Consider the following 25923-nt stretch of genomic DNA (forward strand, 5'->3'; position numbering starts at 1 on the left):
CACGTCGGACCCGATCCTCCTTTAGCAGCCGGGAGCATCGGACGTTTTGAAATCCTGTCGGAGTTAGCCATACTCACCAGCGACATTCTTGGGTCGGAGAGCAGCACGACGCGGCTCAGAAACGCGCTTCGTGCAGCGACTGCCGTGACTCGGCATCCGGTGGTTGGCATCCCGTGTTCGGGAGAGACCAAATGTTAGGCAAGGGGTACTGAGGTGGATCAACTCCAGCATGCGACCGAGGCGCTGCGAAAAGCGCTGGTCCAGGTTGAACGCCTGAAGCGCACCAACCGTGCGCTGCTGGAGCGCTCGAGCGAGCCGATCGCAATCGTGGGTATGTCCTGCCGCTTCCCGGGCGGTGTAGATACGCCCGAGAGTCTGTGGCAAATGGTGGCCGACGGCCGCGACGTGATCTCGGAGTTTCCGGCCGATCGTGGCTGGGATCTGGCGGGCCTATTCGACCCCGATCCCGACGCGCGCCACAAAACATACGCCCGCACCGGCGGCTTCGTCGACAACGTCGCCGACTTCGACCCCGCGTTCTTCGGCATCGCGCCCACCGAGGCGCTCGCGATGGACCCCCAGCACCGGATGCTGCTGGAGCTGGCGTGGGAGGCGTTGGAGCGAGGCGGGATCGACCCCAGCGGGCTGCGCGGCAGTGCCACCGGGGTGTTCGCCGGGCTCATCGTCCAGGGCTACGGCATGCTCGCCGAGGAAATCGAGGGTTATCGCCTGACCGGCATGACCTCCAGTGTCGCCTCGGGGCGGGTGTCCTACGTGCTGGGGCTGGAGGGCCCGGCCGTCTCGGTGGATACGGCCTGCTCGTCGTCGCTGGTGGCCTTGCATATGGCCGTGCAGTCGCTGCGGTCCGGCGAGTGCGACCTGGCCCTGGCTGGCGGCGCCACGGTCAACGCCACCCCAACGGTTTTTATCGAGTTCAGCCGGCACCGTGGCCTGGCGCCCGACGGGCGCTGCAAGGCCTACGCGGGGGCAGCCGACGGCGTCGGCTGGTCCGAGGGCGGCGCCATGCTGGTCGTGGAGCGGCTGTCGGATGCGCGCCGGCTGGGTCACCCGGTGCTGGCGCTGGTGCGCGGCTCGGCGGTCAATCAAGACGGCGCCTCCAACGGATTGACCGCACCCAATGGCCCCTCGCAGCAGCGGGTGGTGCGCGCGGCACTGGCCAACGCCGGGTTGTCGACGGCCGAGGTTGATGCGGTGGAGGGCCACGGCACCGGCACCACATTGGGCGATCCGATTGAGGCGCAGGCGTTGTTGGCGACGTACGGCCAGGATCGCAGTGAGCCGCTGTGGTTGGGCTCGATCAAATCGAATATGGGTCACACCCAGGCCGCCGCCGGGGTGGCCGGCGTGATCAAGATGGTGCAGGCGATGCACCACGAGACGCTGCCCGCGACGTTGCATGTGGATCAGCCCAGCCCGCACGTGGATTGGTCGGCTGGTGCGGTGTCGTTGCTGAGCGAGGCGCGGCCCTGGCCGGCGGCGGACCATGCACGCCGCGCGGGGATCTCGTCGTTCGGTATCAGCGGCACCAACGCGCATGTGATCGTCGAATCCGCCCCTGCCGAAGACCCGCGGGATCCCGGCCCGGCGCCCACGGTGGTGCCGTGGGCGCTATCGGCAAAGTCAGTGGCGGCGTTAACATCTCAGGCGGCTCGCCTGGCCGCGCAGGTAGCTGGCGATGAGGGGCTTGACCTTGCCGACGTGGCGTGGTCGTTGGCCGGCCGGGCGACCTTCGAGCACCGGGCCGTTGTCGTCGGTAGTGACCGCGACCAATTGCTGGCCGGTCTCGCCGAATTGGCCGGCGATGACCCGGGTAGTTCGATCATTCGGGGAGCGGCGCGCCCAGTCGGCAAGCAGGTCTTCGTTTTCCCCGGCCAAGGCTCGCAGTGGCTGGGCATGGGCATCGAGTTACTCGATGCTGCACCGGTATTCGCCCAGCAGATCGAGGCGTGCGCAGAGGCGTTCGCCGAATTCGTCGACTGGTCGCTGATTGACGTGTTGCGTGGCGCACCCGCATCGCCGGGCATGGATCGCGTCGACGTGGTGCAACCGGTGCTCTTCGCGGTGATGGTGTCGCTAGCCGAACTGTGGAAGTCGGTCGGAGTCAATCCGGACGCGGTGATCGGGCACTCGCAGGGGGAGATCGCCGCGGCATATGTCGCCGGTGCGCTTTCGCTGCGCGATGCCGCGCGCGTGGTGACGTTGCGCAGCAAGCTGCTGCGGTCGCTGGCTCACACCGGCGGCATGCTTTCCATCGCGTGCAGCACCGAGCGTGCGCGAGAATTGCTGGCGCCCTACGGCAATCGGCTCAGCATCGCCGCCGTCAATGGCCCCTTTGCGGTCGTGGTTTCGGGTGAGGTTGCGGCGCTGGAAGAAGTCGTCGGCTTCTGCGCCGACCTGGATCTGCGGACCCGCCGGATCGACGTGGACTATGCGTCGCATTCGGTTGAGGTCGAGGCGATTCGTGAAGAGCTGACTCAGGTGCTTGCCGGCATCGAGCCACGTTCCACGCGGATCGCCTTCTTTTCCACGGTGACCGGAAATCGTTTGGATACAGCCGGTTTGGATGCGACGTACTGGTATCGCAATATCCGGCAGACCGTGCAATTCGACCAGGCGGTACGTACCGCATGCGAGCACGGATACCGGACATTCATCGAATCCAGTCCGCATCCCGCGTTGATCGCCGGGATCGAGGACACCTACAACGACACCGGTGCCGCCGACACCGAGGCGATCGTCGTTCCCACCCTGGGCCGTGACGACGGCGGACTCGAGCGGTTCCTGATGTCGGCCGCCGCCGCTTTCACGGCGGGCGTGCATGTGAATTGGCGCGGGGTACTGGGCGGCGCCGGCTTCGTCGAGCTACCGACGTATGCCTTTGATCGGCGCAGGTTCTGGTTGGCCGGCGAGGGCGTCGGAGCCGACGCCGCGGGGTTGGGCCTGGGAACCAGTGAGCACGCGTTGCTCAGCGCGGTGGTCGACCTGCCCGCCTCGGGCGGGGTGGTGCTGACGGGCCGTTTGTCGCCGAACTTGCAGGGCTGGCTGGCCGATCACGCCATGTCTGGCACGCCGGTGTTCCCCGGCGCGGGATTTATCGAGCTGGCCATCCGTGCCGGGGACGAAGTCGGTTGCTCGACAGTCGACGAGCTGACGCTGCAGGCGCCGCTGATGTTGCCGGTGACCGATGCTGGATTCGGCTCGGTGGCAGTGCAAGTCGTGGTGGGCGCCAGCGACGAATCGGGCCGCCGCAGTGTCGCGATCTTTTCGCGCGTCGACGCCGACTCCGCGTGGATGTGCCACGCCGAGGGGGAGTTGAGTTCCGCGCCGCTCGAGCCGAAGGCCGATCTGTCGGTGTGGCCACCGGCCGGTGCGGTCGCGGTGGATGCGGCCGACGGCTACGAGAAACTGGCGGCCCGCGGGTATGGCTACGGTCCCGCGTTCAGAGGATTGACCGCCACCTGGGTCCGCGGTGATGAGGTGTTCGCCGAGGTGCGGTTGCCGGATGCCGCCGGAGGTGTCAACGGATTTGGGGTGCACCCGGCATTGCTCGATGCGGCAATGCATTCGATGGTCATTGCGCACCAGGATGCCGACGAAACCGACGTCGTGTTGCCGTTCGCGTGGCAGGGCGTCTCGTTGCATGCCGCGGGCGCGTCGGCGGTACGCGCGCGCATCGCGCCGGCGGGCCCTTCCGCAGTGTCGATCGAGCTTGCCGACGGGCTGGGGCTGCCGGTGCTGTCGGTGGGCACGATGGCCGTCCGTCCGGTCAACGAGCAGCAACTGCGCGCGGCCATCTCGAGCTCGGGCCCGGACCGGTTGTTCGAGGTGGTGTGGTCGCCGGCGTCGTCAGCCGCCGGTGCAAAGCAGGCTTCACCCCACCAGCTGCTGGAATCCGTTGCTACCGAGGATGATCCGGTGGCGGCCAGCTATCTTCGCACGCACCAGGTGCTGGCGGCCGTGCAGTCGTGGTTGACCGGGCAGGAGACGGGCGTTCTGGTCGTGGCCACCCGCGGAGCCATCGGGCTGCCGGGCGAGGATGTCACCGATTTAGCGGGCGCCGCCGTGTGGGGTCTGGTGCGATCGGCTCAGACCGAGCATCCCGGCCGGATCGTGCTGGTGGATTCCGATGCACCCCTCGATGACGAGGCCGCTGCCGCGGTCGTCGCGGTCGCCGAGCCGCAGGTATTGCTGCGTGGCCCAACGATCTACACCGCGCGGGTGAATGGCAGCCGTGCGGTCGACGGAATCTTGCTACCTCCCGCAGAGGGGCCCTGGCGGCTGGGTATCAGCAGCGCGGGGACGTTCGAAAACCTGCGCCTGGAACCGGTTCCCAACGCCGGTGCGCCGCTGGAGCCGGGTCAGGTTCGGGTGGCCCTACGCGCCATCGCCACCAACTTCCGCGACGTGATGATCACGCTGGGCATGTTCACCCACGACGCACTGCTCGGCGGCGAAGGCGCGGGCGTAGTCGTTGAAGTCGGGCCTGGCGTCACCGAATTCGCGGTCGGCGATTCGGTCTACGGATTCTTCCCCGACGGCAGCGGCACATTGGTACCCGGTGATATCCGCCTGCTGCAGCTGAAGCCCGCCGACTGGTCCTACGCCGAAGCAGCCGCCATCTCAGCGGTTTTCACCACCGCATACATGGCGTTCATCCATCTGGCTGATGTCAAGCCGGGTCAGCGGGTGTTGGTGCACGCCGCCGCCGGCGGGGTGGGCATGGCCGCCGTGCAGCTGGCCCGGCACCTAGGACTCGAAGTGTTCGGTACCGCCAGCCGCGGCAAGTGGGACACCTTGCGGGCCATGGGCTTTGACGAAGACCACATCGGGGACTCGCGCAGCCTCGAGTTCGAGGAGAAGTTCCGCGCGGTCACTGGTGGGCGCGGCATGGATGTCGTGCTGGACTCGCTGGCCGGTGAATTCGTCGACGCGTCCCTTCGCCTGGTCGTGCCCGGCGGCGTATTCCTGGAGATGGGTAAGACCGACATCCGCGACCCCGGCGTGGTCGCGCGGGAGTATCCGGGCGTCCGCTACCGCGCCTTCGACCTCTTCGAGCCGGGCCGTCCCCGGATGCACGAGTGGATGCTCGAGCTCACCGAACTGTTCGACACTGGTGTGCTGCGGCCCTTGCCGGTGACGACTTTCGATGTGCGACGGGCCCGTACGGCCCTGCGGTACCTGAGTCAGGCCCGCCACATCGGCAAGGTCGTGCTGACTTTGCCGGACGCGTGGGCGGCCGGCACGGTGTTGATCACCGGTGGTACCGGCATGGCGGGTTCGACGCTGGCCCGCCATCTGGTGACGCACCACGGTGTGCAGAACCTGCTGCTGCTGAGCCGTCGCGGTCCGGATGCCGCCGGATCTGCCGAGTTGGTCGCGGAATTGGAAGCGGCCGGAGCCCGGACGACGGTGATCGCATGCGACGCGGCCGACCGCGGGGCCTTGGCCGCGGCGGTTGCCGATATTCCGGCGCAGCACCCGCTGTCGGGAGTCATCCACGCCGCCGGTGTGCTCGACGATGCGGTGGTCACCTCGCTGACACCCGAACGGGTGGACGCGGTGTTGCGGGCGAAGGTGGACGCGGCGTGGAACCTGCACGAGCTCACCCGCGACTTGGATGTGTCGGCGTTTGTGATGTTTTCGTCGATGGCCGGGCTGGTGGGTTCATCGGGCCAGGCCAATTACGCCGCGGGCAACACGTTCCTCGACGGGCTGGCCGCGCACCGGCGGGCACACGGGTTGCCGGCGATCTCGCTGGGGTGGGGGTTGTGGGATCAGGCCAGCGCTATGACCGGCGGATTGGATGCTGCAGACCTCGCCCGGTTGAGCCGCGACGGAATCCTGGCGTTGTCGTCGGCCGAAGCGATGGAACTGTTCGACACCGCACTGATTGTCGACCAGCCTTTCATCGCGCCCGCCCGCATCGACCTCGCCGCGCTGCGTGCGCATGCGGCCGCGGTGCCGCCGATGTTCGCCGATCTGCTCAACGCACCGGCACGGCGCCAAGTCGATGACTCACTGGCCGCTGCGAAATTGAAATCGGCTCTGGCGCACCGACTGCACGGACTCTCCGAACCCGAACAGCGCGCCCTGGTGCTGGACCTGGTCCGCTCGCACATTGCGACCGTGTTGGGCAGCAGCACCGCCGAGGCGATCGATCCCGACAAGGCGTTCCAGGACCTCGGCTTCGACTCGCTGACCGCGGTCGAAATGCGTAACCGGCTGAAAACCGCGACCGGACTGGCGCTTTCGCCCACTCTCATTTTCGACTACCCAACGCCGAGCGGGCTGGCCAGCTACATCTGCAACGAGCTCGCCGGTGTCCCGCAAGATATCGCCCACACCGCGGTGGTGAGTGTTACCGGCGACGACCCGATCGTGATCGTCGGCATGTCGTGCCGCTACCCGGGTGGGGTGACGTCTCCCGACGACCTATGGGAGATGCTGACGGAGGGCCGTGACGTCCTCACTGAATTCCCGAGCAATCGCGGCTGGGACCTGTCCGGCGTGTACAACCCGGACCCCGATGTTCCGGGCACCTGCTACACGCGCACCGGTGGCTTCGTTGACGGCGTCGCGGACTTCGATCCCGCCTTCTTCGGTATTGCGCCGAGCGAGGCGCTGGCGATGGATCCGCAGCAGCGGATGTTCCTCGAACTGTCCTGGGAAGCCTTGGAGCGGGCTGGAATTGAACCTGGCACGCTGCGTGGCAGCGCTACCGGCATGTTCGCCGGCATATACACACAGGGCTACGGCATCGGCGCCGCACCGACCGCGGAGGGTTTCCGGCTGACCGGCCAATCCTCGAGTGTGGCATCAGGTCGGGTGTCGTACGTGCTGGGGCTGGAAGGCCCCGCCGTATCGGTGGACACCGCGTGCTCGTCGTCGTTGGTCGCGTTGCACATGGCGGCGCAATCGCTGCGTTCGGGTGAGTGCGACTTGGCCCTGGCCGGCGGCGTCACGGTCAACGCCACACCCGACATCTTCGTGGAGTTCAGCCGGATGCGCGGCCTGTCGGTTGACGGCCGATGCAAGGCGTACGCGGGAGCCGCCGACGGCACCGGATTCTCCGAGGGCGGCGGCATGCTCGTCGTTGAGCGATTATCGGATGCACGGCGCCTGGGTCATCCGGTGCTGGCGGTGGTGCGTGGCTCGGCGATCAACCAGGACGGTGCCTCCAATGGATTGACCGCCCCCAACGGGCCGTCACAGCAGCGGGTGGTCCGTGCCGCGTTGGCCAGTGCCGGTTTATCCGCCGCCGAGGTCGACGTGGTCGAGGGCCACGGCACGGGCACCACATTGGGCGATCCCATTGAGGCCCAGGCATTGTTGGCGACTTACGGGCAGCACCGGACCGAGCCGCTGCTGTTGGGTTCGATCAAGTCGAACATGGGTCACACCCAAGCCGCCGCCGGAGTCGCCGGCGTGATCAAGATGGTGTTGGCGATGCGCCACGAGCTGTTGCCGGCGACGTTGCATGTGGATCAGCCCAGCCCGCACGTGGATTGGACGATGGGCTCGGTGTCGTTGCTGACCGAGGCGCGGCAGTGGCCCGCCGCGGGGCGCTTGCATCGCGCGGGCGTGTCGTCGTTCGGCATCAGCGGCACCAACGCCCACGTCATCATCGAGGCCGCGCCGGTCGATCCCGACCACCTAGTCGATCGCCTCAAGGTGCCGGTATTGCCGTGGGTCGTATCGGCAAAGTCCTTGTCGGCGTTAGGCTCCCACGCGTCCAGGCTGGCCGCTCATCTCCGCGTCCACGGCAATCTCGATGTCGCCGACGTGGCATGGTCCTTGGCGGGCCGGTCGAACTTCGAGCATCGAGCGGTCGTCACTGGTGCCGATCGCGACCAGTTGATTGCCGGCCTCGACGAATTGGCCACCGGTGAGGCCGCATCGGTCGTGCGCGGCAGCGCAGCACCGGGGGGCAAGACCGTCTTCGTCTTCCCCGGCCAGGGCTCCCAAATACTGGGCATGGGCCGGGGATTGCACGCCGGGTATCCGGTGTTCGCCGAGGCTTTCAACACCGTGGTGGCCGAATTGGATCGGCACCTGCTGCGGCCGTTGCGCGAAGTGATGTGGGGCCACGACGAGGACCTGTTGAATACCACCGAATTCGCGCAACCGGCGCTGTTCGCGGTGGAAGTAGCGCTGTACCGATTGCTCGAATCCTGGGGTGTGCGGCCCGACTTCGTGCTCGGCCACTCGATCGGCGAGTTGGCGGCCGCGCACGTCGCCGATGTCTTGTCGCTGCAGAATGCCGCGGTGCTGGTGGCCGCCCGTGGCCGCTTCATGCAGGCACTGCCGGTCGGCGGGGCGATGATCGCCGTGCAGGCCACCGAAGAAGAAGTGCTCCCGCTGCTGGCTCCCTTCGAACAAACGGGGGTCGGCATCGCAGCGGTCAACGGACCGGGCTCGGTGGTGATTTCGGGCGAGGAAGACAAGGTGACCGCGATTGCCGAGCGCCTGCGTGCCGACGGTCGACGCGTGCACCAACTGGCCGTCTCGCACGCTTTCCATTCTCCGTTGATGGATCCGATGATCGACGAATTCGGAACGGTCGCGGCCGGACTCGCCGTCGGCAAACCCACCATCCCGATCGTGTCGAACGTGACCGGGCAGCTGGCCTCAGATGACTTCGCGACGGCGGCTTATTGGAAGCGGCATGTGCGCGTGGCGGTGCGATTCGCCGACAGTGTGCGCTTCGTGCACTCGGCAGGAGGCACCCGTTTCCTCGAAGTCGGGCCCAGCAGTGGCCTGACGGCGTCGATCGAGGAATCGCTTCCCGATGCGCCGGTCTTCACTATGTCCGCGTTGCGCAAGGACCGTCCGGAGCCGGAGACCCTGACCAATGCGATCGCGCAAGGATTCGTCGCCGGGATGGATGTCGACTGGCGCGGTGTCCTTGGCCAGGCGCGTTTCGTCGAGCTGCCCACCTATGCCTTTGAGCGGCGGCGGTTTTGGCTTGCCGGCGACGGTATGCCGGCCGATGCGGCCGGGCTGGGCCTGGCCGCCAGCGAACACGCGCTGCTGGGTGCGGTGGTCGAGCTGCCGGCTTCGGGCGGAGTGGTGCTCACCGGTCGGCTATCGCCCAGCGTGCAGACCTGGTTAAACGATCACGCCGTGGGCGGGGTCGTGCTGTTCCCGGGAGCTGGATTCGTCGAGTTGGCGATCCGCGCCGGGGATGAGGTCGGCTGCGGAGTTGTCGACGAACTGAATCTTGCAGCGCCCCTGGTACTGCCGGCCGGTGGGTCGGTCGCAATCCAGGTGGTGGTCGGCGGTACCGATGACTCGGGCGCCCGTGCCTTGTCGGTCTTCTCGCGTGCCGAGGCCGGTTCCGGCTGGTCGCTGCACGCCGAGGGCGTGCTGCGCGCCGGGTCGGCCGAGTCGTGCGCGGATCTGTCGGCGTGGCCGCCGATCGGTGCGGTCCCGGTCGATGTCGGCGACGGCTATGAGCGGCTGGCCGAGCGCGGGTACGGCTACGGACCCGCGTTCCGCGGCTTGACCTCGATGTGGCGTCGTGGCGACGAGGTGTTCGCCGAAGTGACGTTGCCTGCGGATGCCGGGGTCTCGGTGGCCGGGTTCGGGGTTCACCCGGTGATGCTGGATGCCGCAATGCACGCGGTGATCCTGGCCTCGGACAGCGACGAGCTTGCCGAAGGGTCGATGTTGGTGCCGTTCTCCTGGCAGCAGGTGTCCCTGCACGCTGCGGGCGCGTCGGCGGTCCGGGCGCGGATCGTTCCGGTGAGCGAGTCGGCGGTGTCGATCGAACTCGCCGACGGCCTTGGGCTGCCGGTGCTTTCGGTGGCATCGATGGTGGCCCGACCCGTCACCGATCAGCAATTGCTGGCGGCGGTGTCGAACTCCGGGCCGGACCGGCTCTTCGAAGTCGACTGGATCGCTGCGCCGGCCTCCTCGGCGCAGCCGGTATCGGTGTGCACCTGGGGTGCACCGGCATCCCAGCCTGCCGAGGGGCAGCGATCGGCGGTGCTGTTCGAGTCGGCGGCGATTGCCGATGACGTCCTGGCCGGCGTGTACGGAGCCACCCGCGCGGTGCTGCCGGTGCTGCAGACGTGGTTGGCCCGCGAGGGTGCGGGAACGCTGGTGGTGGCGACCCGGGGTGCGACGACGTTGCCGGGGGAGAAGATCACCGATCTGGCGGGCGCCGCGGTGTGGGGCTTGGTGCGTTCGGCGCAGACCGAGCATCCAGGCCGGATCGTGTTGGCCGACAGCGACGGATCGCTCGACGACGAGGCGGTGGCCGCGGTCCTGGCGACCGGTGAGCCGCAAGTCGTGGTGCGTGGTGCAAAGGTCTACATCGCGCGAGTGCATGGCAGCCGCGCGCTGGGCGGTCTCCTGGTGCCGCCGGGCGATGGCCCGTGGCGGTTGGGCATGAGCAGTCGCGGCACATTCGAGAACCTGCGACTCGAGCGAATCCCGGATGCCGACGCGCGGCTGGAGCCGGGGCAGGTTCGGGTCGCGCTGTCGGCCATCGCGGCCAACTTCCGGGACGTGATGATCGCGCTCGGTCTCTACCCCGATCCCGATGCGGTGATGGGTATCGAGGCGTCCGGCATCGTGATCGAAACAGCTTCGCAGGATGGCCGTTTCGCGATCGGTGACCGCGTGATGGGCTTGTTCCCCGACGGGACCGGAACGAGCGCGACCACCGACCAGCGGCTGCTGGCCAAGATGCCGGCCGGCTGGTCGCACACCGCCGCCGCAACCACCACAGTGGTTTTCGCCACCGCGTATTACGCACTGACGGATCTGGCTGCGGCGAAACCGGGCCAGCGGGTGCTGGTGCACGCCGCCGCCGGCGGTGTCGGGATGGCTGCCGTGCAGCTGGCCCGGCACCTGGGTCTCGAGGTCTTCGCGACGGCGAGCCGTGGCAAGTGGGACGCCTTGCGGGCCATGGGCTTTGACGACGATCATATCGGGGATTCCCGAAGCCTGGAGTTTGAGGACAAGTTCCGTGCGGTCACCGCCGGGCGTGGCATGGATGTGGTGCTGGATTCCCTGGCCGGCGACTTCGTCGACGCGTCCCTGCGGCTGGTGGCTCCCGGCGGGATCTTCTTGGAGATGGGCAAGACCGACATCCGCGAGCCCGCCAAGGTCGCCGAGGAACATCACGAGGTGCGATACCGCGCCTTTGATCTGTTCGAGGCGGGTCCCGAGCGCATCCAGCAGATGCTCGACGAGCTGACCGCGCTCTTCGGGGACGACGTGCTACGGCCGTTGCCGGTGACCAGGTTTGACGTCCGACGCGCGCCGGCGGCGTTGCGGTACCTGAGTCAGGCCCGCCACGTGGGCAAGGTCGTGATGACGATGCCGGATGGCTGGTCGGCCGGCACCGTGCTGATCACTGGTGGGACCGGCATGGCCGGGTCGGCGTTGGCCCGCCACGTGGTCTCTCGCCGTGGCGCACGCAACGTGGTCTTGGTGAGCCGGCGCGGCCTGGATGCGCCGGGGGCCGCGGAGTTGATGACCGAGCTCAGCGCGACGGGTGCCCAGGTCCAGGTGGTGGCCTGTGACGTCGCCGATCGCGAGGCGTTGGCCAAGGTGATCGCTGATATCCCGGTGCAGCGGCCGCTATCCGGCGTGATTCATGCGGCCGGGATGCTCGATGACGCGGTGATTTCGTCGTTGACCCCGGAACGGGTGGATGCGGTGCTGCGGGCCAAGGTCGACGGTGCCTGGAACCTGCACGAGTTGACGCGCGAACTCGATGTGTCTGCCTTCGTGCTGTTTTCGTCGATGGCCGGATTGGCAGGCGCGTCGGGTCAGGCCAACTACGCGGCTGCCAACTCCTTCCTGGACGGATTGGCCGTGCACCGGCGCGGGGACGGCTTGCCGGCGATGTCCCTTGGCTGGGGTCTGTGGGACCAGGCCAGTGCCATGACCGGTGCGCTGGGTGCCGCCGATCGTGCCCGATTCGGCCGCGACGGCATCGTCGCGATGTCGTCGGATCAGGCACTGGAATTGATGGACACCGCGCTGATCGTCGACGAGCCGTTCTTGTTGCCCGCCCAAATCGACCTTGCGGCGCTGCGGGTCAAGTTCGACGGCGGAACGTTGCCGCCGATGTTCGTTGACCTGATCAACGCGCCGACCCGGCGCCAGGTTGACGACTCGCTGGCCGCGGCGAAGTCCAAATCAGCTCTGCTGCAACGTCTCGAAGGCTTGCCCGAGGATGAGCAATACGCGGTTCTGCTGGATCTGGTGCGCTCCAATATCGCCACGGTGCTGGGCAACTCCAGCCCCGAGTCGATCGATCCGGAAAGAGCGTTCCAGGAGCTCGGCTTCGATTCGCTGACCGCCGTCGAGATGCGCAACAGGCTGAAGTCCGCTACCGGTCTGGCGCTCTCGCCCACGCTGATCTTCGATTATCCGAACTGCGCCGCGCTGGCTGGTTACATGCATTCCGAGCTGGTGGGGAGTTCGGAGGAAGGCGCCCCGGCCGCCGCGCCCGGGGAAGCCGACATTCAGCGTGTGGTGGGGTCGATTCCGGTCAAGCGACTCCGGCAAGCCGGAGTGCTGGAGTTGTTGCTCGCGTTGGCAACCGAAGACAGCACCGCGGCGGCCCCAGTCGCTGGAGCGAGCACCGAAAAGGACATCGCGGACATGGACCTCGAGGACCTGCTCAATGCGGCGTTGAGCGACGACGACGAAGAATAATCATGAAAGTCGGCAGTCAGTGAGAATCGCGGTCACCGGGGCCAGCGGTGTGCTCGGCCGCGGTCTCGCCGCCCGATTGCTCAGCCAGGGTCACGAGGTCGTCGGGATCGCCCGGCACCGGCCGGAAAGCTGGTCTAGTGAAGCCGATTTCATTGAGGCGGACATCCGCGACGCGGTCGCGGTCAAACACGGCATTGCCGGCGCGGACGTCGTCGCGCATCTCGCGTGGGCGCGCGGCGCCGGCCCCGATGAACGCATCGGTCACGAGGTCAACGTCGGGGGTACACTCAACGTTCTGCACGCCATGGCCCAGACTGGTTGCAGGCGAATTGTTTTCGCGTCGTCGGCACACGTCTATGGCGGCGCGGACACGCCCAGGGCCGAGCAGGCGCCGATAGTTCCGGTGCTGTCCGACGGACTGCACCAAGCCCGGGTCGAAGATCTGCTCGGCGCATCGGAGGCCGAATGGATCGCGATTCGTTCCGCGCTCATTGTGGGCCGCAACGTTGACAATTGGGTGCGCGGGCTGCTCGCATTGCCGGCGTTCCCCGACGGGTCCGCCGATCGGCGCATGCAGGTCGTCCACCTCGACGATGCGCTTCGACTGTTCACTCGTGCTGTCGTGGACACCGCGATCGCCAACGGCCCAATCAATCTTGCCGCGGCGGGTGAGCAGACCTTCCGTCAGGTCGCTGCCCGGCTTGGGCGCCCGGTCGTCCGGGTGGGTGCCCCATTGTGGGTTTTGGGACGACGTGGCGAGCTAGAGCTGATCCGAACCGCCCCGCTGATGGATACCTCACTGCTGCGCGAGCAGTGGGGATTCCGGCCGGTGTGGAACTGCGACGAATGCATCGAGGACTTCGCCTTGGCGATGCGCGGCCGCGTCGCGCTGGGTAAGCGAGTCGTATCGCTGCCGTGGCGGTTGGCCAATATTGCGGACCTGCCTGCCGTCGATGCGCCAGCAGGCGACGGTGTGGCACCTAAACTGGCTGGTCCACAAGGAGATAACGGCGAGTTCGACACCCCTGTCGATCCGCGCTTTCCCACATTTTTGGCCACCAATTTGTCCGAGGCGCTGCCAGGGCCGTTCTCGCCGGCGTCGGCGTCGGCGACCGTGCGTGGGTTGCGCGCCGGTGGAGCCATCATTGCCGAGCGGCTGCGGCCGGGCGGAATGGTCCAGCGCGAAATCGCGATGCGCACCGTCGCGGTGTTCGCCCACCGGCTGTATGGGGCGATCACATCGGCGCACTTCATGGCCGAGACCGTGCCGTTCGCCAAGCCGTCGATGATCGTCAGCAACAGCGGGTTCTTCGGCCCCAGCATGGCCTCGCTGCCGGTCTTCGGAGAGCTGCGTCCGGCCGAAATCGGCCGGGTCCGAAGGCAACTGCGCAACGCGCGCAATGTCGGGGTGTTCGGCGCCAATCTGATCGGCCTGAGCTCCGGTGCGTCCCGCGATACCCGCGACTTCATTGCCGATGTCGATCGCCTGGAACGGCTGGCCGACAATGTCACCGAACTCGACGATCGCCGACTGCTGAGCCTGATCGTGCTGGCACGTGACCACGTCGTGCATGGTTGGGTGCTGGCCTCGGCGTCCTTCATGCTGTGCGCTGCCTTCAATGTGTTGCTGCGCGGGCTATGCGGGCGAGACACCTCCGCGCCCGCGGGCCCGGAACTGGTCAGCGCGCGATCGGTGGAGGCCATGCATCGCTTGGTGGTGGCTGCACAGCGCGACCCGAATGTGGTTCGGCTGCTGACCGAACCGGGGGAGCGGCTGGACAAGCTCGCCGTCGACGCACCGGAATTTCACGCCGCGGTGCTGGCCGAGCTGGCGTTGATCGGCCATCGTGGCCCGGCAGAGCTCGAGATGCTCTCGACCAGCTACGCCGACGATCCCGAGTTACTGGTCCGGATGGTGGCCAGGGCAATGAGTGCGCCCGCGGCGCCCCAGCCGCGGCATCCACGGATTCCCTTGCGGGCCACACCGGTAGCGCTGTTGGCGGCACACCAACTCCGCGACCGTGAAGCTCGTCGCGACAAAGTAGTCAGGGCCAACTGGGTGCTGCGTGGTCTGCTGCGCGAGTACGGGCGCAGGCTGGTCGACACCGGTATCTTGGATACCGCCGATGGCGTGTTCTATCTGCTGATCGACGAACTCGATGCGCTGCCGGCCGACGTCGCGGGGCTGGTGGCCCGGCGCCGGGCCGAACAGCGCCGGCTGGCGGCTGTTGCTCCGCCGACGGTGTTCAGCGGGAGCTGGGAGCCGTCCACCACGTCGTCGGTACCACTTTCCAGCGGCGACTCCTTGCGCGGAGTCGGCGTATGCGGGGGACGGGTACGCGGCCGGGTGCGCATCGTGCGTCCCGAGACCATCGATGATCTGCAACCCGGCGAGATACTTGTCGCGGAGGTCACCGACGTCGGCTATACCGCCGCCTTCTGCTATGCGGCTGCAGTGGTGACAGAACTCGGCGGCCCGATGTCACACGCCGCCGTGGTGGCCCGCGAATTCGGCTTCCCTTGTGTGGTGGATGTGCAAGGCGCAACAAGGTCGTTGCCGTCGGGCGCACTGGTCGAGGTCGATGGCACGACGGGCGAGATTCAGGTGCTCGAGCTTGCGCCGGAAGGCAACTCATCGTCTCCGGCTAGCGGCCGCACCCTTTAGGCGTCGGCAGCGTCGAATTCGATCTCCAAAGCCAGCGGCCCGCTCAGTCCCAGCATCGGTTTCCAGCGTGACGTCGCAACGCGGTGCGGGTTGGATATCCGCCGGGCGAGAATTTTGAGGGCGCCGGCAAGCTCCACTCGGGCGAGGTTTGCCCCAAGGCAGTAGTGGGCGCCGCCGCCGAAGGTCAAAATGGGTGGCGGGTCATCCCGGGTGATGTCGAATTGGTCCGGGTGGGGATAAATCTCTGGATCGCAGTTGGCCGCATAGGTATTCACGGAAATGAAGGTGCCGGCCGGAAAGGTGTAGTCAGCGAACGTGACATCTTCGAGCACCGTGCGGAGCGTGGCACATACCGCCGGTGAATGCCGCATGCATTCTTCGACGGCGCGCATCGCGAGGGCAGGATCGTCGCGGAGCAACGCCAGCTGATCCGGATGATCGCACAGCACATGCATGGACGCGGCTAGTTGATTGCGGGTGGTGTCAGTGCCGGCGCTCAGGATGCTGAATGCCAGCATGCGCATCTCGGCGTTGCTGAGTCGGTCGCCGTCGTCCTGGGCGCGGATCAATTCGGAGATCAGATCGTCGGTCAACCGGCCACGCCGTTCGGCGATCATGTCGTCGATGTAGGCGTCGAACTCGTCCCAGGCCCGCATGACGATGTCCTGCTCGTCGAGGAGGTTTGAATCCAACCGCACGATTTTGAAGACGTCTTCCGCCCACAGTGAAAACTGTTCCCAGTCGCGGGGAGGTGCGCCCAACAGCGCGCAGATGATCGGGATCGGGTAGGGCCGGGCGATATCGGTGACGAAATCGCACCGGCCGGCGTCGGCGATCTGATCGATCAATTCGTTGATCACCGTGTCGATGGTTTGTTCCATGCGCGCGGACGCCCGCGGCGTGAAGGCTTTGGACACGAGACTGCGCAGCCGCCGATGTTCGTCGCCTTCCATACCCAGAATGGTGCCGAGCACCCTGTCATAGAGCGGACCGGACGTTATTCCGCGAGCCGTCATGTGCATGCCGGGCGGGAACACGAATCGCGGGTCGCGAAGTATGCCGCGGGCGAGCTCGTAGCCCAGCACCTCCGGCCCTAAGGGGCCGATGGCCATCGGCGACTGCTTCCGCACCTCGTGGATCCGCGGGGCAACCTCGTGCACGGTATCGGTGATGTCGTAGTGCAGCGTCGGGAGTCCGGCGTCGAACACGCTTGGCATCGTGGTATTTACGGTCATGTTGTCTCACTTGCCAAAATTCGTAACGGGAGCGAGGGCAAGGTGCACGTCGGGGAGGGCCAGGTGATCTCGGGCCGGTATCCGGGTGCAAGCTCGAAATGTGGTATACGGCTGAGCCATTCGGTCACCACGACATTCATCTCCATCCGCGCCAGGTGTGAACCTACGCAACGGTGTGGTCCGCCACCGAAACCCCAGTGCTTGTGCACCTTGCCGTCCATCACCAGGTCGTCACCGGATATCGCATCGGAACCGTCCCGGTTGATCGCGCCGAGGCAGAGCCGCACCTGAGATCCCGCGGGCAGGGTGATGCCGGCGACGGTTATCTCCTCGGTCGTCACTCGTGGGACGACGGGCGCCGACGACTCCAGGCGGATGATCTCCTCGACGAAAATGCTTGTTTCGTCCGGCTTTTCCCGAAGCCTGATGCGCAGGTCGGGACGCCGTGCCAATTCGAGCAGTGCCGCCCCGATTGCCGACGTCACGGTGTCCAGGCCGGCGAGAACGAAGAAGAACGCCATGCCGAGGCCTTCGTCGTCGGTGAGCCCGTCCTCGCCCGCAAGCACCTGGGAAAGAACATCGTCACCCGGATGCCGGCGATGCTCGACCACGGCCTCGGTGAGGTAGGCGAAGAGCTCGAGCGCCGGCGTCAGATCCGGGCTATCGCTGGCGGCGTTGGGAATGCTCAGCTCGATGATGGCGTCCTTCCATCCGACAAGCCGCTCGCGATCCCGCAGCGGCAGGCCGAACAGCGTCAGGAAGACCTGCGACGGATACGGAGTCGCGAGGTCGGCCATCACTTCACACTCGTCGCGCTCCGCGATCGAGCCGATGATGTCGATCGCTTGCCCTTGAATCGAGGGCAGGATCGCGGCGAGTGCATGCGGACTGAAGAACGGCTGCAAGATCTTCCGAAACCGGGTGTGCTCTGGAGGGTCGAATGCCGCAGGTACCAGCGGCAGCGGGCTGCCGACCACCTCGAAAGCCTTCCGGGACGAGAACACGTTCGGATTGCGCAGTGCTGCGAGCACATCTTCACGACGGGTCAACGCGTACCAGCCGTCACTCAACACCACCGGGCCGGCTTCTCGCAGTGCTGCCCAGCCGGCGCCGCGGTCGAGCACCATCGGCAAGGCATCCAGATCGAGCTCCGGAATTCGCCCTGAATCACCAGCTTCGGCCATGCGGCTTGTTCCCTTCGATTGGCGCAGCAGCGATTACGGAATATTGGTCGCCAGAAGTGTCAGCGGCAGCCCTAAGACCGACAGGTCGTTTTCGTCGAGATAGGAACCGTCGCCCTCGAAGTGTTGTCGGAATCGCGTTGTGGCGCCGTAGCGCTCGGCGGCGGCTTCGGCAGAATCTGCTTCCGGAACGCCGATTACCACGGTGTACACGCCGGCACCGTGCCGCTCGAGGAACTCGTCTACCGAAACGGCTACTTCCCCGGTGGACCCAGGGATCGGGCTGATCAGCTCGATCCCTCGATTCCAGTCGAGGTGGATGTCCAAACCGAGCTCGGTTAGCTGCAGAGTCTCGAAGACGAACCCCAAATCGCTGAACAGCTGTGCCGCAGCCGCATGGCGCTCCGGTTGCACGGCGAACACGACGTGATGCAACGAGGGTTCTTGCTTTTCAGTCATCGACGATCGGCTTTCTTACTCAACTGGTTGTCAGGACTCCGCGCGGAAGTAGCAGCGGCAGCTCGTTGTAGGTGGCGATGCCGGGGGAAGCGGCGACGACGGCCGGAATCGCGGTGATTGCCGGCATCGCGGTGATCGTGAGGCCCAGCATGATGTAGTCGTCCAACGTCTCGCCTTGAAAGTCCGGCGGGGGCTCGAAACTCAGGGTGCTCTTGATAGTCGGCCGGCCCTCCACCGTGACGGTGTAACCGAAGCTCGTCGACCAATCCGGTTGCAGGGATTGGCCTTTGGTCCATATGCCGCGAACCTCGACCACCTCGCGTGCATCGATAATTCCCTTCCACCGGACGTCGATGCCCGCGACGCAACCTTGCTTGATGACCCAGTCGCCGGGCAGCAGCAGATCCTCGGTAGTTTGCGCATATTCGGCTTCGCACCGCACGTCGTCGAGTTGGACTCCCAGAGCGTCGGCCATCAGGAGCACCGCCTCGCGGAAGATCCCGGATCCTTTTTCGGTAATCGCATGCAGATCGGGACGGTCGATCGGATAGCCGAAACCCATCGGTATCTCCGTTGCCGGGGAGTTGTAGATAGTGGTGTCGAAGGATTCGACAATGGAAATTCGATCCACGCGGTCGGAGATGCCGGCTGTGACGATCGCGAAGAGCTCGATGAAGCCCGGGTTGATACCACTCCCGAAGATGGTCGACCCACCGCGCTCACATGCTTCGCTGATCCGTTCACGGTCACAGCCCAGTTGGTGTCCGGTAATGAATTCCGAGGTGGTTACGACGTTGATGCCCGCTTCGAGAATCCGGATCACTTCATCGACATTGGCGAACATCGGATTGTAGACAACACAATCGGGCCTCAACCTCAGTAGCGCCTCGACATCGTCGGTGGCATGGACGCCCGCGGGTTCGATGCCGCACAGTTCACCGACATCACGGCCGACCTTGTCAGGAGACCACGCGAAGCAGCCCACGAGTTCCAATAACGAATTCTCGGCGATTGCGTGGACCGACTTCTTGCCGACGTTGCCGGTCGTCCACTGAACGACCCGATATGTCACGGGTGCGGCGCCGCATGTGCTTGGCGGGCGAGCCTGTCGTTGTGAATCCTGACGAGTTCGCGGAATCCAAGCCGATGGTACTTAGGTATCGGCTGGATTCCCCACACGTCCTGGGCGGTGGCTTTACCTTGAGCGCCCTCGGGCGGCCCCAACGGCGGGTAGGGGTACTGGCACTCCAAGGTGTCGTTGGAGTAGCGGATCTTGAGCAGCTCGCTGCAGATTTCGGTGAGGCTCAGCGTCGGGTAGCCGTAGTAGACCGCCATGAACGGCAACGTGAACGCACCTTCGATGACCAAGGCGACCAGACACACCAGCACCGCCCGCTTAATCCATTTGTGCATGCGCGCGTAATAGGGCGTGGTCCCGGGTGGAAGATCCTCGGCCGGCTTGTCTTCGTCGGTGGATACGGGTGCGGTCACAATGGCGCTCCTTAAACCTGGTTAGTCGCTGAAGATTTCGCGGTTAGCGGTGTGTAGATAGGGGATAGCGAGGAACGGGGTGATGTAGAAGATGTCGTAGAGCCACCAGCCGACTACCGGGAAGACCACACCGGCGTAGCGCACGTCGGCGAACATGGTCATGTTGAACACATACGCGGACCAGATCACCACACCCATCCAGCAGGTCACGACCATCCACTGGTGGCCCCAGCGCTTCATCTGCAGGAAGCCGATCGCCGCGGCGACCCGCATGGAGAAAACCGTGAGGATTAACCCGGCTACATAAGCTTTTTCGCCCGGTCCCGCAGCGCCGCCGACCCACAGCTCGTTGTAGTGCCAGAAATAGCCCGCGTCGAACATGTTGCCCCAGCCGACCATCAGCACACGATTGATCAGCGTGTGATTTGCGACCAGGTCCAGGGCCCAGCCCAGACTGTTCAGCATTCCGTCGATCAGCACGAGGTAGCCGATCAGAGTGACGATCATGGGTCGAACCGACAGCCCGGCGCGCAGGGCCTGGCGCTGCAGCCACACGCCGCGCATGAAGATCGGAAACCCGATCAGACCTGGCGCCCACATCCCCATCAAGGCGGCACCGACGATCATCCACTTGTCGGCTCGGCGCTGGGCCTGGCGGGACTCGTCGTAGTGGCCCTCGAGGTCGGCCTTTGAGTCGGCGCCCTCCGAATGTCGTTTCAGTAAAGGGAGATTCATAGATCCCACCAGCCTCTGGCGAATGACATGTAGAGCTGGATTCCGAACATTGTCAGCAAGTAGCCGTAGATGAGGACTTGGATGATGATCAGCGCCCTCTTGCGCTTGCGTTCTTTGAGATCCATGGGGACCGGCTCCTTTCTAGCGCTGCGTATTCGATGTGTTGACGGCGGCCAGGCTGGCTGCTGCGACTTCACGGAGACCGTCGGTGATCGCGCCATCGGTGCTCAGTGGCGCGAGTATGCATGCGTCGGCGGCATCCAATTCGGTTGCACCGGCCGCGATCAGCTGCGCGGCCGTGACCAATACCCGGGTCGACGGCGGCTCGAAGTGAAAGGCTGCGTCGGCAGTGCGGATCGCCATCGCGCATTCGACCAACCGCCGTGCGGCGTCCAGCGAGACTCCGGCTTCGGCGACGACCACGTCGGCTTCCCGGTCGGGCGGCAGATAGTTCATCGCGAGTGTGACAAATCGTTGGCGGAATGACGGTTTGAGCTCCTTGAGCGAGCTGCGATAGGCCGGGTTATACGAACACACCAGCATGAAGGTGTCCGGCGCCTGCACGACCTCACCGGCCCGATCGAGATACACCGAGCGCCGGTGGTCGGTGAGCGAATGCAGGATGGCCAACGAATCATGGCGCGCTTCAACGACTTCGTCGAGATAGCAGATCGCACCGGATTTGACGGCCCGGGTCAGCGGACCATCGGTCCACACCACATCGCCGCCGGTCACCATGAAGCGGCCGACGAGATCGGAGCTGGTGAGGTCATCGTGGCAGCTGATGGTGACCACCGGCCGTTGTAACAGCACACCCATGTGCTCGACGAAGCGCGTCTTGCCGCAACCCGTGGGGCCGGTGAGCATCACGGGCAGGCGCCGCCCGAAAGCCTGCTCGAAGAGCCGGACTTCGTTGCCGTTGGCGAAATAGGTATCTGTGGTCATCTCTTCCTTATCCGGTCGGCATTCATGCGGCGACCAGTTCGCGATGGACATGCGCCAGCACCCGTGGCAGCTCCTCGACGCGGCGGATCCGTTGCGACCGACGAGGCCCGAACACTTCCGGAAGGGGATCGACCCGGGTCGGCCCAACCCCCACGTAGTACATCGATACGCCGGCATCGTTGGCCTCCTGGACCGCGTGAGCGGTGTCGGCCCACGCATAACGGCCCTCATAACCCTCGTCGGAGATCAGACCGTCGCCGATGACGATCAGCAGGCGCCGCTCGCAGGGCTGCGCGAGGAGCCGACTAGTCAAATGGCGGAGCGGCGCACCGAGTCTGGTGTACCCGCGGGTGGACAGGCCCAGCTCGCTCGGCGGCACAAACCTGCGGTCCTCGAAGTCCTTCAGACAGTCCACTTCGACTCGGTGACGGGTGTTGCCCGTGAAGACAAAGACGCCATGTCGCTCGCGCGCGACCGTCATCGCCTGAGAAAGGGCATCGGCGCAGGATAACTCCAGTCGGAAGATACGCCCTCCGTGTACGCCCAGGGACGAACTGCCGTCGAGCAGCAAGGCTGTGGCGACGTCGCGACTGCTGGGCAGCAAGTCGCGGAAGATCCGCGGCTGATTGGCCTCACCGGTCGTCAGGTCGATATAGTGGCGGACGTACTGGTCGACGTCTAGGTCGGAGCCGTCTTCCAGCCGATTTGTCATCGCGCGATGGGTGTGTTCTTCGAACCACTTGCGCACGTCGACAGTCACCGGAACCGGACGGCGAATGCGCCGGGAGTCGCGGCGCTCCATCACGGCGACGTGGTCACGCATGAATTGCTTTGTCCACATGTTCCATTCGGGGTAAGGAATGCCGGGTCGGTGTTCGGGGGTGACGTCGAAATCGTTATCGTGAGGCCGGCTCGGCGGCGGCAGGTTGGGGTTGCGGACGCCACCGTCACCGCCCACGGGGGTCGAGTAAGGGCGTGGCAGATGCTTCTCGGTTGTCGTCCACGGCATCCTGCCGAAGCTGCGTCGCAACTTGTCGGCCAATCCGCGCGGCGTGGTGTAAGCCAGCGGCAAGTCACCCAGCAGTGGGTGAACCGTCAATGACTGTCCACTGGCCGCCAACGTCATTGCGCGGTTGAGCATCTCGGTGGCGTCCATATCACCGGCTCCGGTGCAGACTTCGGGCAGGAGTCGTTGCACCTCGGGGAGCAGGCCCGGCCAGCGTGACGCGATCCAGCCCAGGGCGACGCCGGCTTCGACAAGGGTCAGCGCTCGCAGCTCACGAGCGGACAGCTCGCCCAGCCGGTATTCGGTGATCCGTTCTTTCGACGGCGAACATTGCAGGGCCACACCGCATGTTAGAGTTCTGCGCGTCCAGTCCGAGAAGCCGGGATAGGGCACATGAACAAACGTGAGCCCCGCGTTCAGCCCGAAACCGCGTCGGGCACCCGTGACGAGGTGGACGCCTTCGCGACGTTGCTCACTGAGCGCGACTGCCGTCACGGCGCAACTGCGTTCCAGCGCGAGTGCATGGGCATCGGAACTGTCGGTCATTGCCCGGGTCCCACGCATCTTGGCTTGGCGGCGCCGCTCAGAACGTGCCGATGTTGGAGAAGAGCCAGTACCAGAACCAGATGATCAGGCCGGTGCCGCCCCATGCCGCGACATATCGAAGTATCTCCCAGAGATAACCCATTATCTGACCTCCTCGGTGGCGCAGTATCGGCCAACTGATGCGTGATCATCAGCGGCCGTCAGTCGGTGAAGATTTCGCGGTTGACGGTGTGTAGGTAGGGGATGGCGAGGAAGGGGGTGATGTAGAAGATGTCGTAGAGCCACCAGCCGACGACTGGCAGTACGACGCCCGCGAAACGCACGTCGGCGAACATCGTCATGTTGAACACGTAGCCGATCCAGATCACCACGCCCATCCAGCAGGTGATGACCATCCATTGCTGGCCCCAGCGCTTCATCTGCAGAAACCCGATCGCCGCGGCGATGCGCATGGTGAAAACGGTCAGGATGAGACCGACTTCCCAAGCCTTTTCGCCCGGTCCGGCGGCACCACCGACCCATAGCTCGTTGTAGTGCCAGAAGTAGCCCGCGTCGAACATGTTGCCCCAGCCGTTGAGCAGGACGCGGGCCAAAAGTGTGTGGTTTGCCACCAGGTCAAGTGCCCATCCCACCGTGTTGATGGCGGCATCGATGATGACCAGGTAGCCCAGCAACGTGACCAGCATCGGCCGAACCGAGAGCCCATCGCGTTGCGCCCGGCGCAGCAAGTGCACACCCCATCCGAACAGCGGCAGCCCGAAGACGCCGAGCGCCGCGGTACCGATCAGGAGACTGCCGGAGATGAGCCATTTGTCGGCCCGGCGCTGCGCGAGCTGCGACTGCTCCATGTGCTCGTCGAACGTCAGTCCCGCAGCAGTAGACCCGGTTGCGCCGAGACCATCGGTGCGCTGCTGCAGCCTGGGCAGATTCACGAGCGCTCCCCGTCATCGACACTGATTGGATCGGCTCGTGCACTATAACAGGCTGACTGCAGTCAGCAGAAGATAGCGGCGGGGCGTCGGTCAATTTGGCCCTGTTACCGCTACTTGGCGGGCAGTGTCATTGCTATTATGCTGACAAAAGTCAACTGATAGTCGTTGACACCGGGTTTCGGGGACGCCTACGCTCAGCGAGCGCCCCGCCGCTCCGGCCCCGTGTGCCGCCGGCAGAGAATCGCAGCGCTGTCGGTGCATGCAAAGGAGTGGCAATGACGCTCAAGTCCCCGCCTGAGAAGAAGTATCGCGTAATCCAATGGGGCGTAGGCAATGTCGGGACGATAGCGCTCCGTCATTTCGTGCACAACCCTGCCTACGAACTGGTCGGCGTGCTGTGTAATCGTCCCGAAAAGGTGGGTAAGGACGCCGGCGAACTCTGCGGCAAAGCGCCCACCGGTGTGCGGGCGACCACCGACAAGGCTGTCATCGAGGCACTCGATGCCGATTGCGTGTTCTATGCGCCGCTATGGTCTGACCCCGACGAGGTTTGCCGCCTACTGCGCGGCGGCAAGAACGTCGTCGCGTCGGGTGGCGCATGGTGGTATCGAACTGAGCACAGTCAGGCCGACATCGACAAGATCGATGCCGCGTGCCGCGAGGGCGGGACGTCGTTTCATGCAGGTGGTGTCAACCCGGGTTTTGCCGGAGATCTGCTCGTCCTGACGCTGGCCCGAATCGTCAGTCAGATCGACACCATTCACATCTACGAGGTGGTGAATTTCGGGCGGGACACCCTTAAATATCTGTACGAGATGGGGATGGGCAGCGATCCGGCCGGGTTCGAGGATGGCTCGAATCTGCTGGGGCAAGCATGGCCATTGTTCGCACAGTCGATGGCGATGATCGTGGAGGGCATGGGTAAAACGGTCGAGAAATACACGACCGAGGTGGAGCTCGGGTCTGCCACCCGCGATATCCCGTTCGAGGGCGGGAAGACTAGCGACATGCCGGGCTTCAAAGGCGTGATCAAGAAGGGCACCGTCGCTCGCCAGCATCACAAGTGGACGGCGTGGGTGGACGGCAAGCCGCTCATAGTTTTCCACGAGATATATACGATGGACACCTTCGATGCCATTGAACCGCAAGAGGATTGGCCCCAGCACTACCACTACCGAATAGTGATTGAGGGTGATTCATCGACCGAGCTGATCCTGCAGGGGGCGCAGGACCCGAATGGCGGCTACGCATTGCCCGGCTATACCTGGACCGCGATGGGCCCCGCGAACGCTATTCCCGCGGTCTGTGACGCGGCACCGGGGTTCATGTCCCACAACGAACTGGGGCTTATGCCGCTGCGTGGCGTCATACGGCCGTAGCGCGGCGCGTCAGGGTTTCAAACTCCGCAACGTCCTCGCGACGTAGTCTTCCAGCAGGGCGTGGCCTGTCGGCCAGTGGTTGGTGGTGATCAACAGCGCGTAGAGACCCAGCAAGAAGAACACTGCACTGTTCATGGGATTGGCGTGCGAATCCGTCTCGCCGCGTTCTTGGGCGAGTGCGATTTCCTGGGCGACCAAAACGATCAAGGGATGATCCCTGCCGTCCTCGGTCTGCGGCCGGGTTTGCGAGAAGTGCAGCGCAAGAAAGTCATTGAAGAGCAGATCGCCTAGGCGGCGCTCCAATCCCACTACCAGGCGGACGGCCTCGTTCAATGCGGAAGCAAGATCGTGCTTGGACTTCAAGAATTGCGCGAACTGCTTGGCTATGCGGTCCTCTTCGCGGCGCTCCAGCTCCAGCAGCACATGCTCCTTGGTGGGGAAGTGGAAGAAGAACGTCCCGTGGGCGACTCCCGCGGCGGCCACGATGGCGCTGACGTCGGCCTCAGCCATCCCGGCGCGGGCGAACTCGGCGATCGCGGCGCCCATCAAGCGCTCCCGCGTCTGCAAACGCTTGGCTTCTCGCGCAGACACCCGGTCCGACACAGTCATTTCTTTCCTCACGGTTGACCTGACTCATGTAAGAGTATCGA

The 25923-nt window shown here is 65.3% G+C and carries 14 protein-coding genes; 3 read left to right on the forward strand and 11 right to left on the reverse strand.

The features are described from left to right. The first annotated feature begins 213 nt into the window (after positions 1-213). Together H7K34_RS02825 and H7K34_RS02830 are read left to right on the forward strand one after the other, a co-directional pair. On the forward strand, positions 214-12699 hold the full coding sequence (locus tag H7K34_RS02825; protein ID WP_264059699.1) for a type I polyketide synthase: 12486 nt from the start codon (positions 214-216) through the stop codon (positions 12697-12699). Between the two features lie 19 nt (positions 12700-12718). Further along, positions 12719-15364, forward strand: a complete 2646-nt coding sequence (locus tag H7K34_RS02830; protein ID WP_264059701.1) for a sugar epimerase family protein — start codon at positions 12719-12721, stop codon at positions 15362-15364. On the opposite strand, the gene H7K34_RS02835 is transcribed toward H7K34_RS02830, so the two are convergent. From H7K34_RS02835 to H7K34_RS02880, 10 genes are all read right to left on the reverse strand, one after another. Next, a complete protein-coding gene (locus tag H7K34_RS02835; protein ID WP_264059702.1) occupies positions 15361-16599 on the reverse strand; it encodes a cytochrome P450 in 1239 nt (412 codons plus the stop codon). The two genes, H7K34_RS02830 and H7K34_RS02835, sit on opposite strands and share 4 nt — an antisense overlap. Beyond that, a complete protein-coding gene (locus H7K34_RS02840; protein ID WP_264059709.1) occupies positions 16596-17783 on the reverse strand; it encodes a cytochrome P450 in 1188 nt (395 codons plus the stop codon). The genes H7K34_RS02835 and H7K34_RS02840 overlap by 4 nt, the downstream gene beginning before the upstream one ends. Before the next feature lie 33 nt (positions 17784-17816). Beyond that, positions 17817-18239, reverse strand: a complete 423-nt coding sequence (locus tag H7K34_RS02845) for a VOC family protein (protein ID WP_264059711.1) — start codon at positions 18237-18239, stop codon at positions 17817-17819. Positions 18240-18258: 19 nt separating this feature from the next. Further along, positions 18259-19311, reverse strand: a complete 1053-nt coding sequence (locus H7K34_RS02850) for an NAD(P)H-dependent amine dehydrogenase family protein (protein WP_264059712.1) — start codon at positions 19309-19311, stop codon at positions 18259-18261. After that, positions 19308-19730 (reverse strand): hypothetical protein, encoded by a 423-nt coding sequence (locus H7K34_RS02855; protein ID WP_264059714.1) that lies wholly within the window; start codon positions 19728-19730, stop codon positions 19308-19310. The genes H7K34_RS02850 and H7K34_RS02855 overlap by 4 nt, the downstream gene beginning before the upstream one ends. 21 nt (positions 19731-19751) lie before the next feature. Beyond that, complete coding sequence (locus H7K34_RS02860) at positions 19752-20465, reverse strand: hypothetical protein (protein WP_264059716.1); 714 nt, start codon at positions 20463-20465, stop codon at positions 19752-19754. Further along, entirely contained in the window at positions 20462-20590 is a 129-nt protein-coding gene (locus H7K34_RS02865) for a hypothetical protein (RefSeq protein ID WP_264059717.1), read from the reverse strand. The genes H7K34_RS02860 and H7K34_RS02865 overlap by 4 nt, the downstream gene beginning before the upstream one ends. 16 nt (positions 20591-20606) lie before the next feature. Then, on the reverse strand, positions 20607-21410 hold the full coding sequence (locus tag H7K34_RS02870; protein WP_264059720.1) for a CbbQ/NirQ/NorQ/GpvN family protein: 804 nt from the start codon (positions 21408-21410) through the stop codon (positions 20607-20609). A 22-nt stretch (positions 21411-21432) separates the two neighbouring features. Then, complete coding sequence (locus H7K34_RS02875) at positions 21433-22962, reverse strand: nitric oxide reductase activation protein NorD (protein WP_264059722.1); 1530 nt, start codon at positions 22960-22962, stop codon at positions 21433-21435. A 200-nt stretch (positions 22963-23162) separates the two neighbouring features. Next, on the reverse strand, positions 23163-23810 hold the full coding sequence (locus H7K34_RS02880) for a hypothetical protein (RefSeq protein ID WP_264060495.1): 648 nt from the start codon (positions 23808-23810) through the stop codon (positions 23163-23165). Between the two features lie 359 nt (positions 23811-24169). Between H7K34_RS02880 and H7K34_RS02885 the strand changes: the two genes are divergently transcribed. Beyond that, entirely contained in the window at positions 24170-25273 is a 1104-nt protein-coding gene (locus H7K34_RS02885) for an NAD(P)H-dependent amine dehydrogenase family protein (RefSeq protein ID WP_264059724.1), read from the forward strand. A gap of 9 nt (positions 25274-25282) precedes the next feature. Here the strand turns inward: H7K34_RS02885 and H7K34_RS02890 are convergent, their stop codons facing one another. Next, positions 25283-25882, reverse strand: a complete 600-nt coding sequence (locus H7K34_RS02890; protein WP_264059726.1) for a TetR/AcrR family transcriptional regulator — start codon at positions 25880-25882, stop codon at positions 25283-25285. Between the last annotated feature and the right edge of the window lie 41 nt (positions 25883-25923).

The sequence above is a fragment of the Mycobacterium montefiorense genome (assembly GCF_025823255.1).
GTDB lineage: Bacteria > Actinomycetota > Actinomycetes > Mycobacteriales > Mycobacteriaceae > Mycobacterium > Mycobacterium montefiorense.

Bases quoted from the DNA above. Each gene is read 5' to 3' on its own strand.
- H7K34_RS02835 (WP_264059702.1), bottom strand. From the start codon at position 16,599: ATGACCGTAAATACCACGATGCCAAGCGTGTTCGACGCCGGACTCCCG.
- H7K34_RS02840 (WP_264059709.1), bottom strand. From the start codon at position 17,783: ATGGCCGAAGCTGGTGATTCAGGGCGAATTCCGGAGCTCGATCTGGAT.
- H7K34_RS02845 (WP_264059711.1), bottom strand. From the start codon at position 18,239: ATGACTGAAAAGCAAGAACCCTCGTTGCATCACGTCGTGTTCGCCGTG.
- H7K34_RS02860 (WP_264059716.1), bottom strand. From the start codon at position 20,465: ATGAATCTCCCTTTACTGAAACGACATTCGGAGGGCGCCGACTCAAAG.
- H7K34_RS02865 (WP_264059717.1), bottom strand. From the start codon at position 20,590: ATGGATCTCAAAGAACGCAAGCGCAAGAGGGCGCTGATCATCATCCAA.
- H7K34_RS02870 (WP_264059720.1), bottom strand. From the start codon at position 21,410: ATGACCACAGATACCTATTTCGCCAACGGCAACGAAGTCCGGCTCTTC.
- H7K34_RS02875 (WP_264059722.1), bottom strand. From the start codon at position 22,962: ATGACCGACAGTTCCGATGCCCATGCACTCGCGCTGGAACGCAGTTGC.
- H7K34_RS02880 (WP_264060495.1), bottom strand. From the start codon at position 23,810: ATGGAGCAGTCGCAGCTCGCGCAGCGCCGGGCCGACAAATGGCTCATC.
- H7K34_RS02885 (WP_264059724.1), top strand. From the start codon at position 24,170: ATGACGCTCAAGTCCCCGCCTGAGAAGAAGTATCGCGTAATCCAATGG.
- H7K34_RS02890 (WP_264059726.1), bottom strand. From the start codon at position 25,882: ATGACTGTGTCGGACCGGGTGTCTGCGCGAGAAGCCAAGCGTTTGCAG.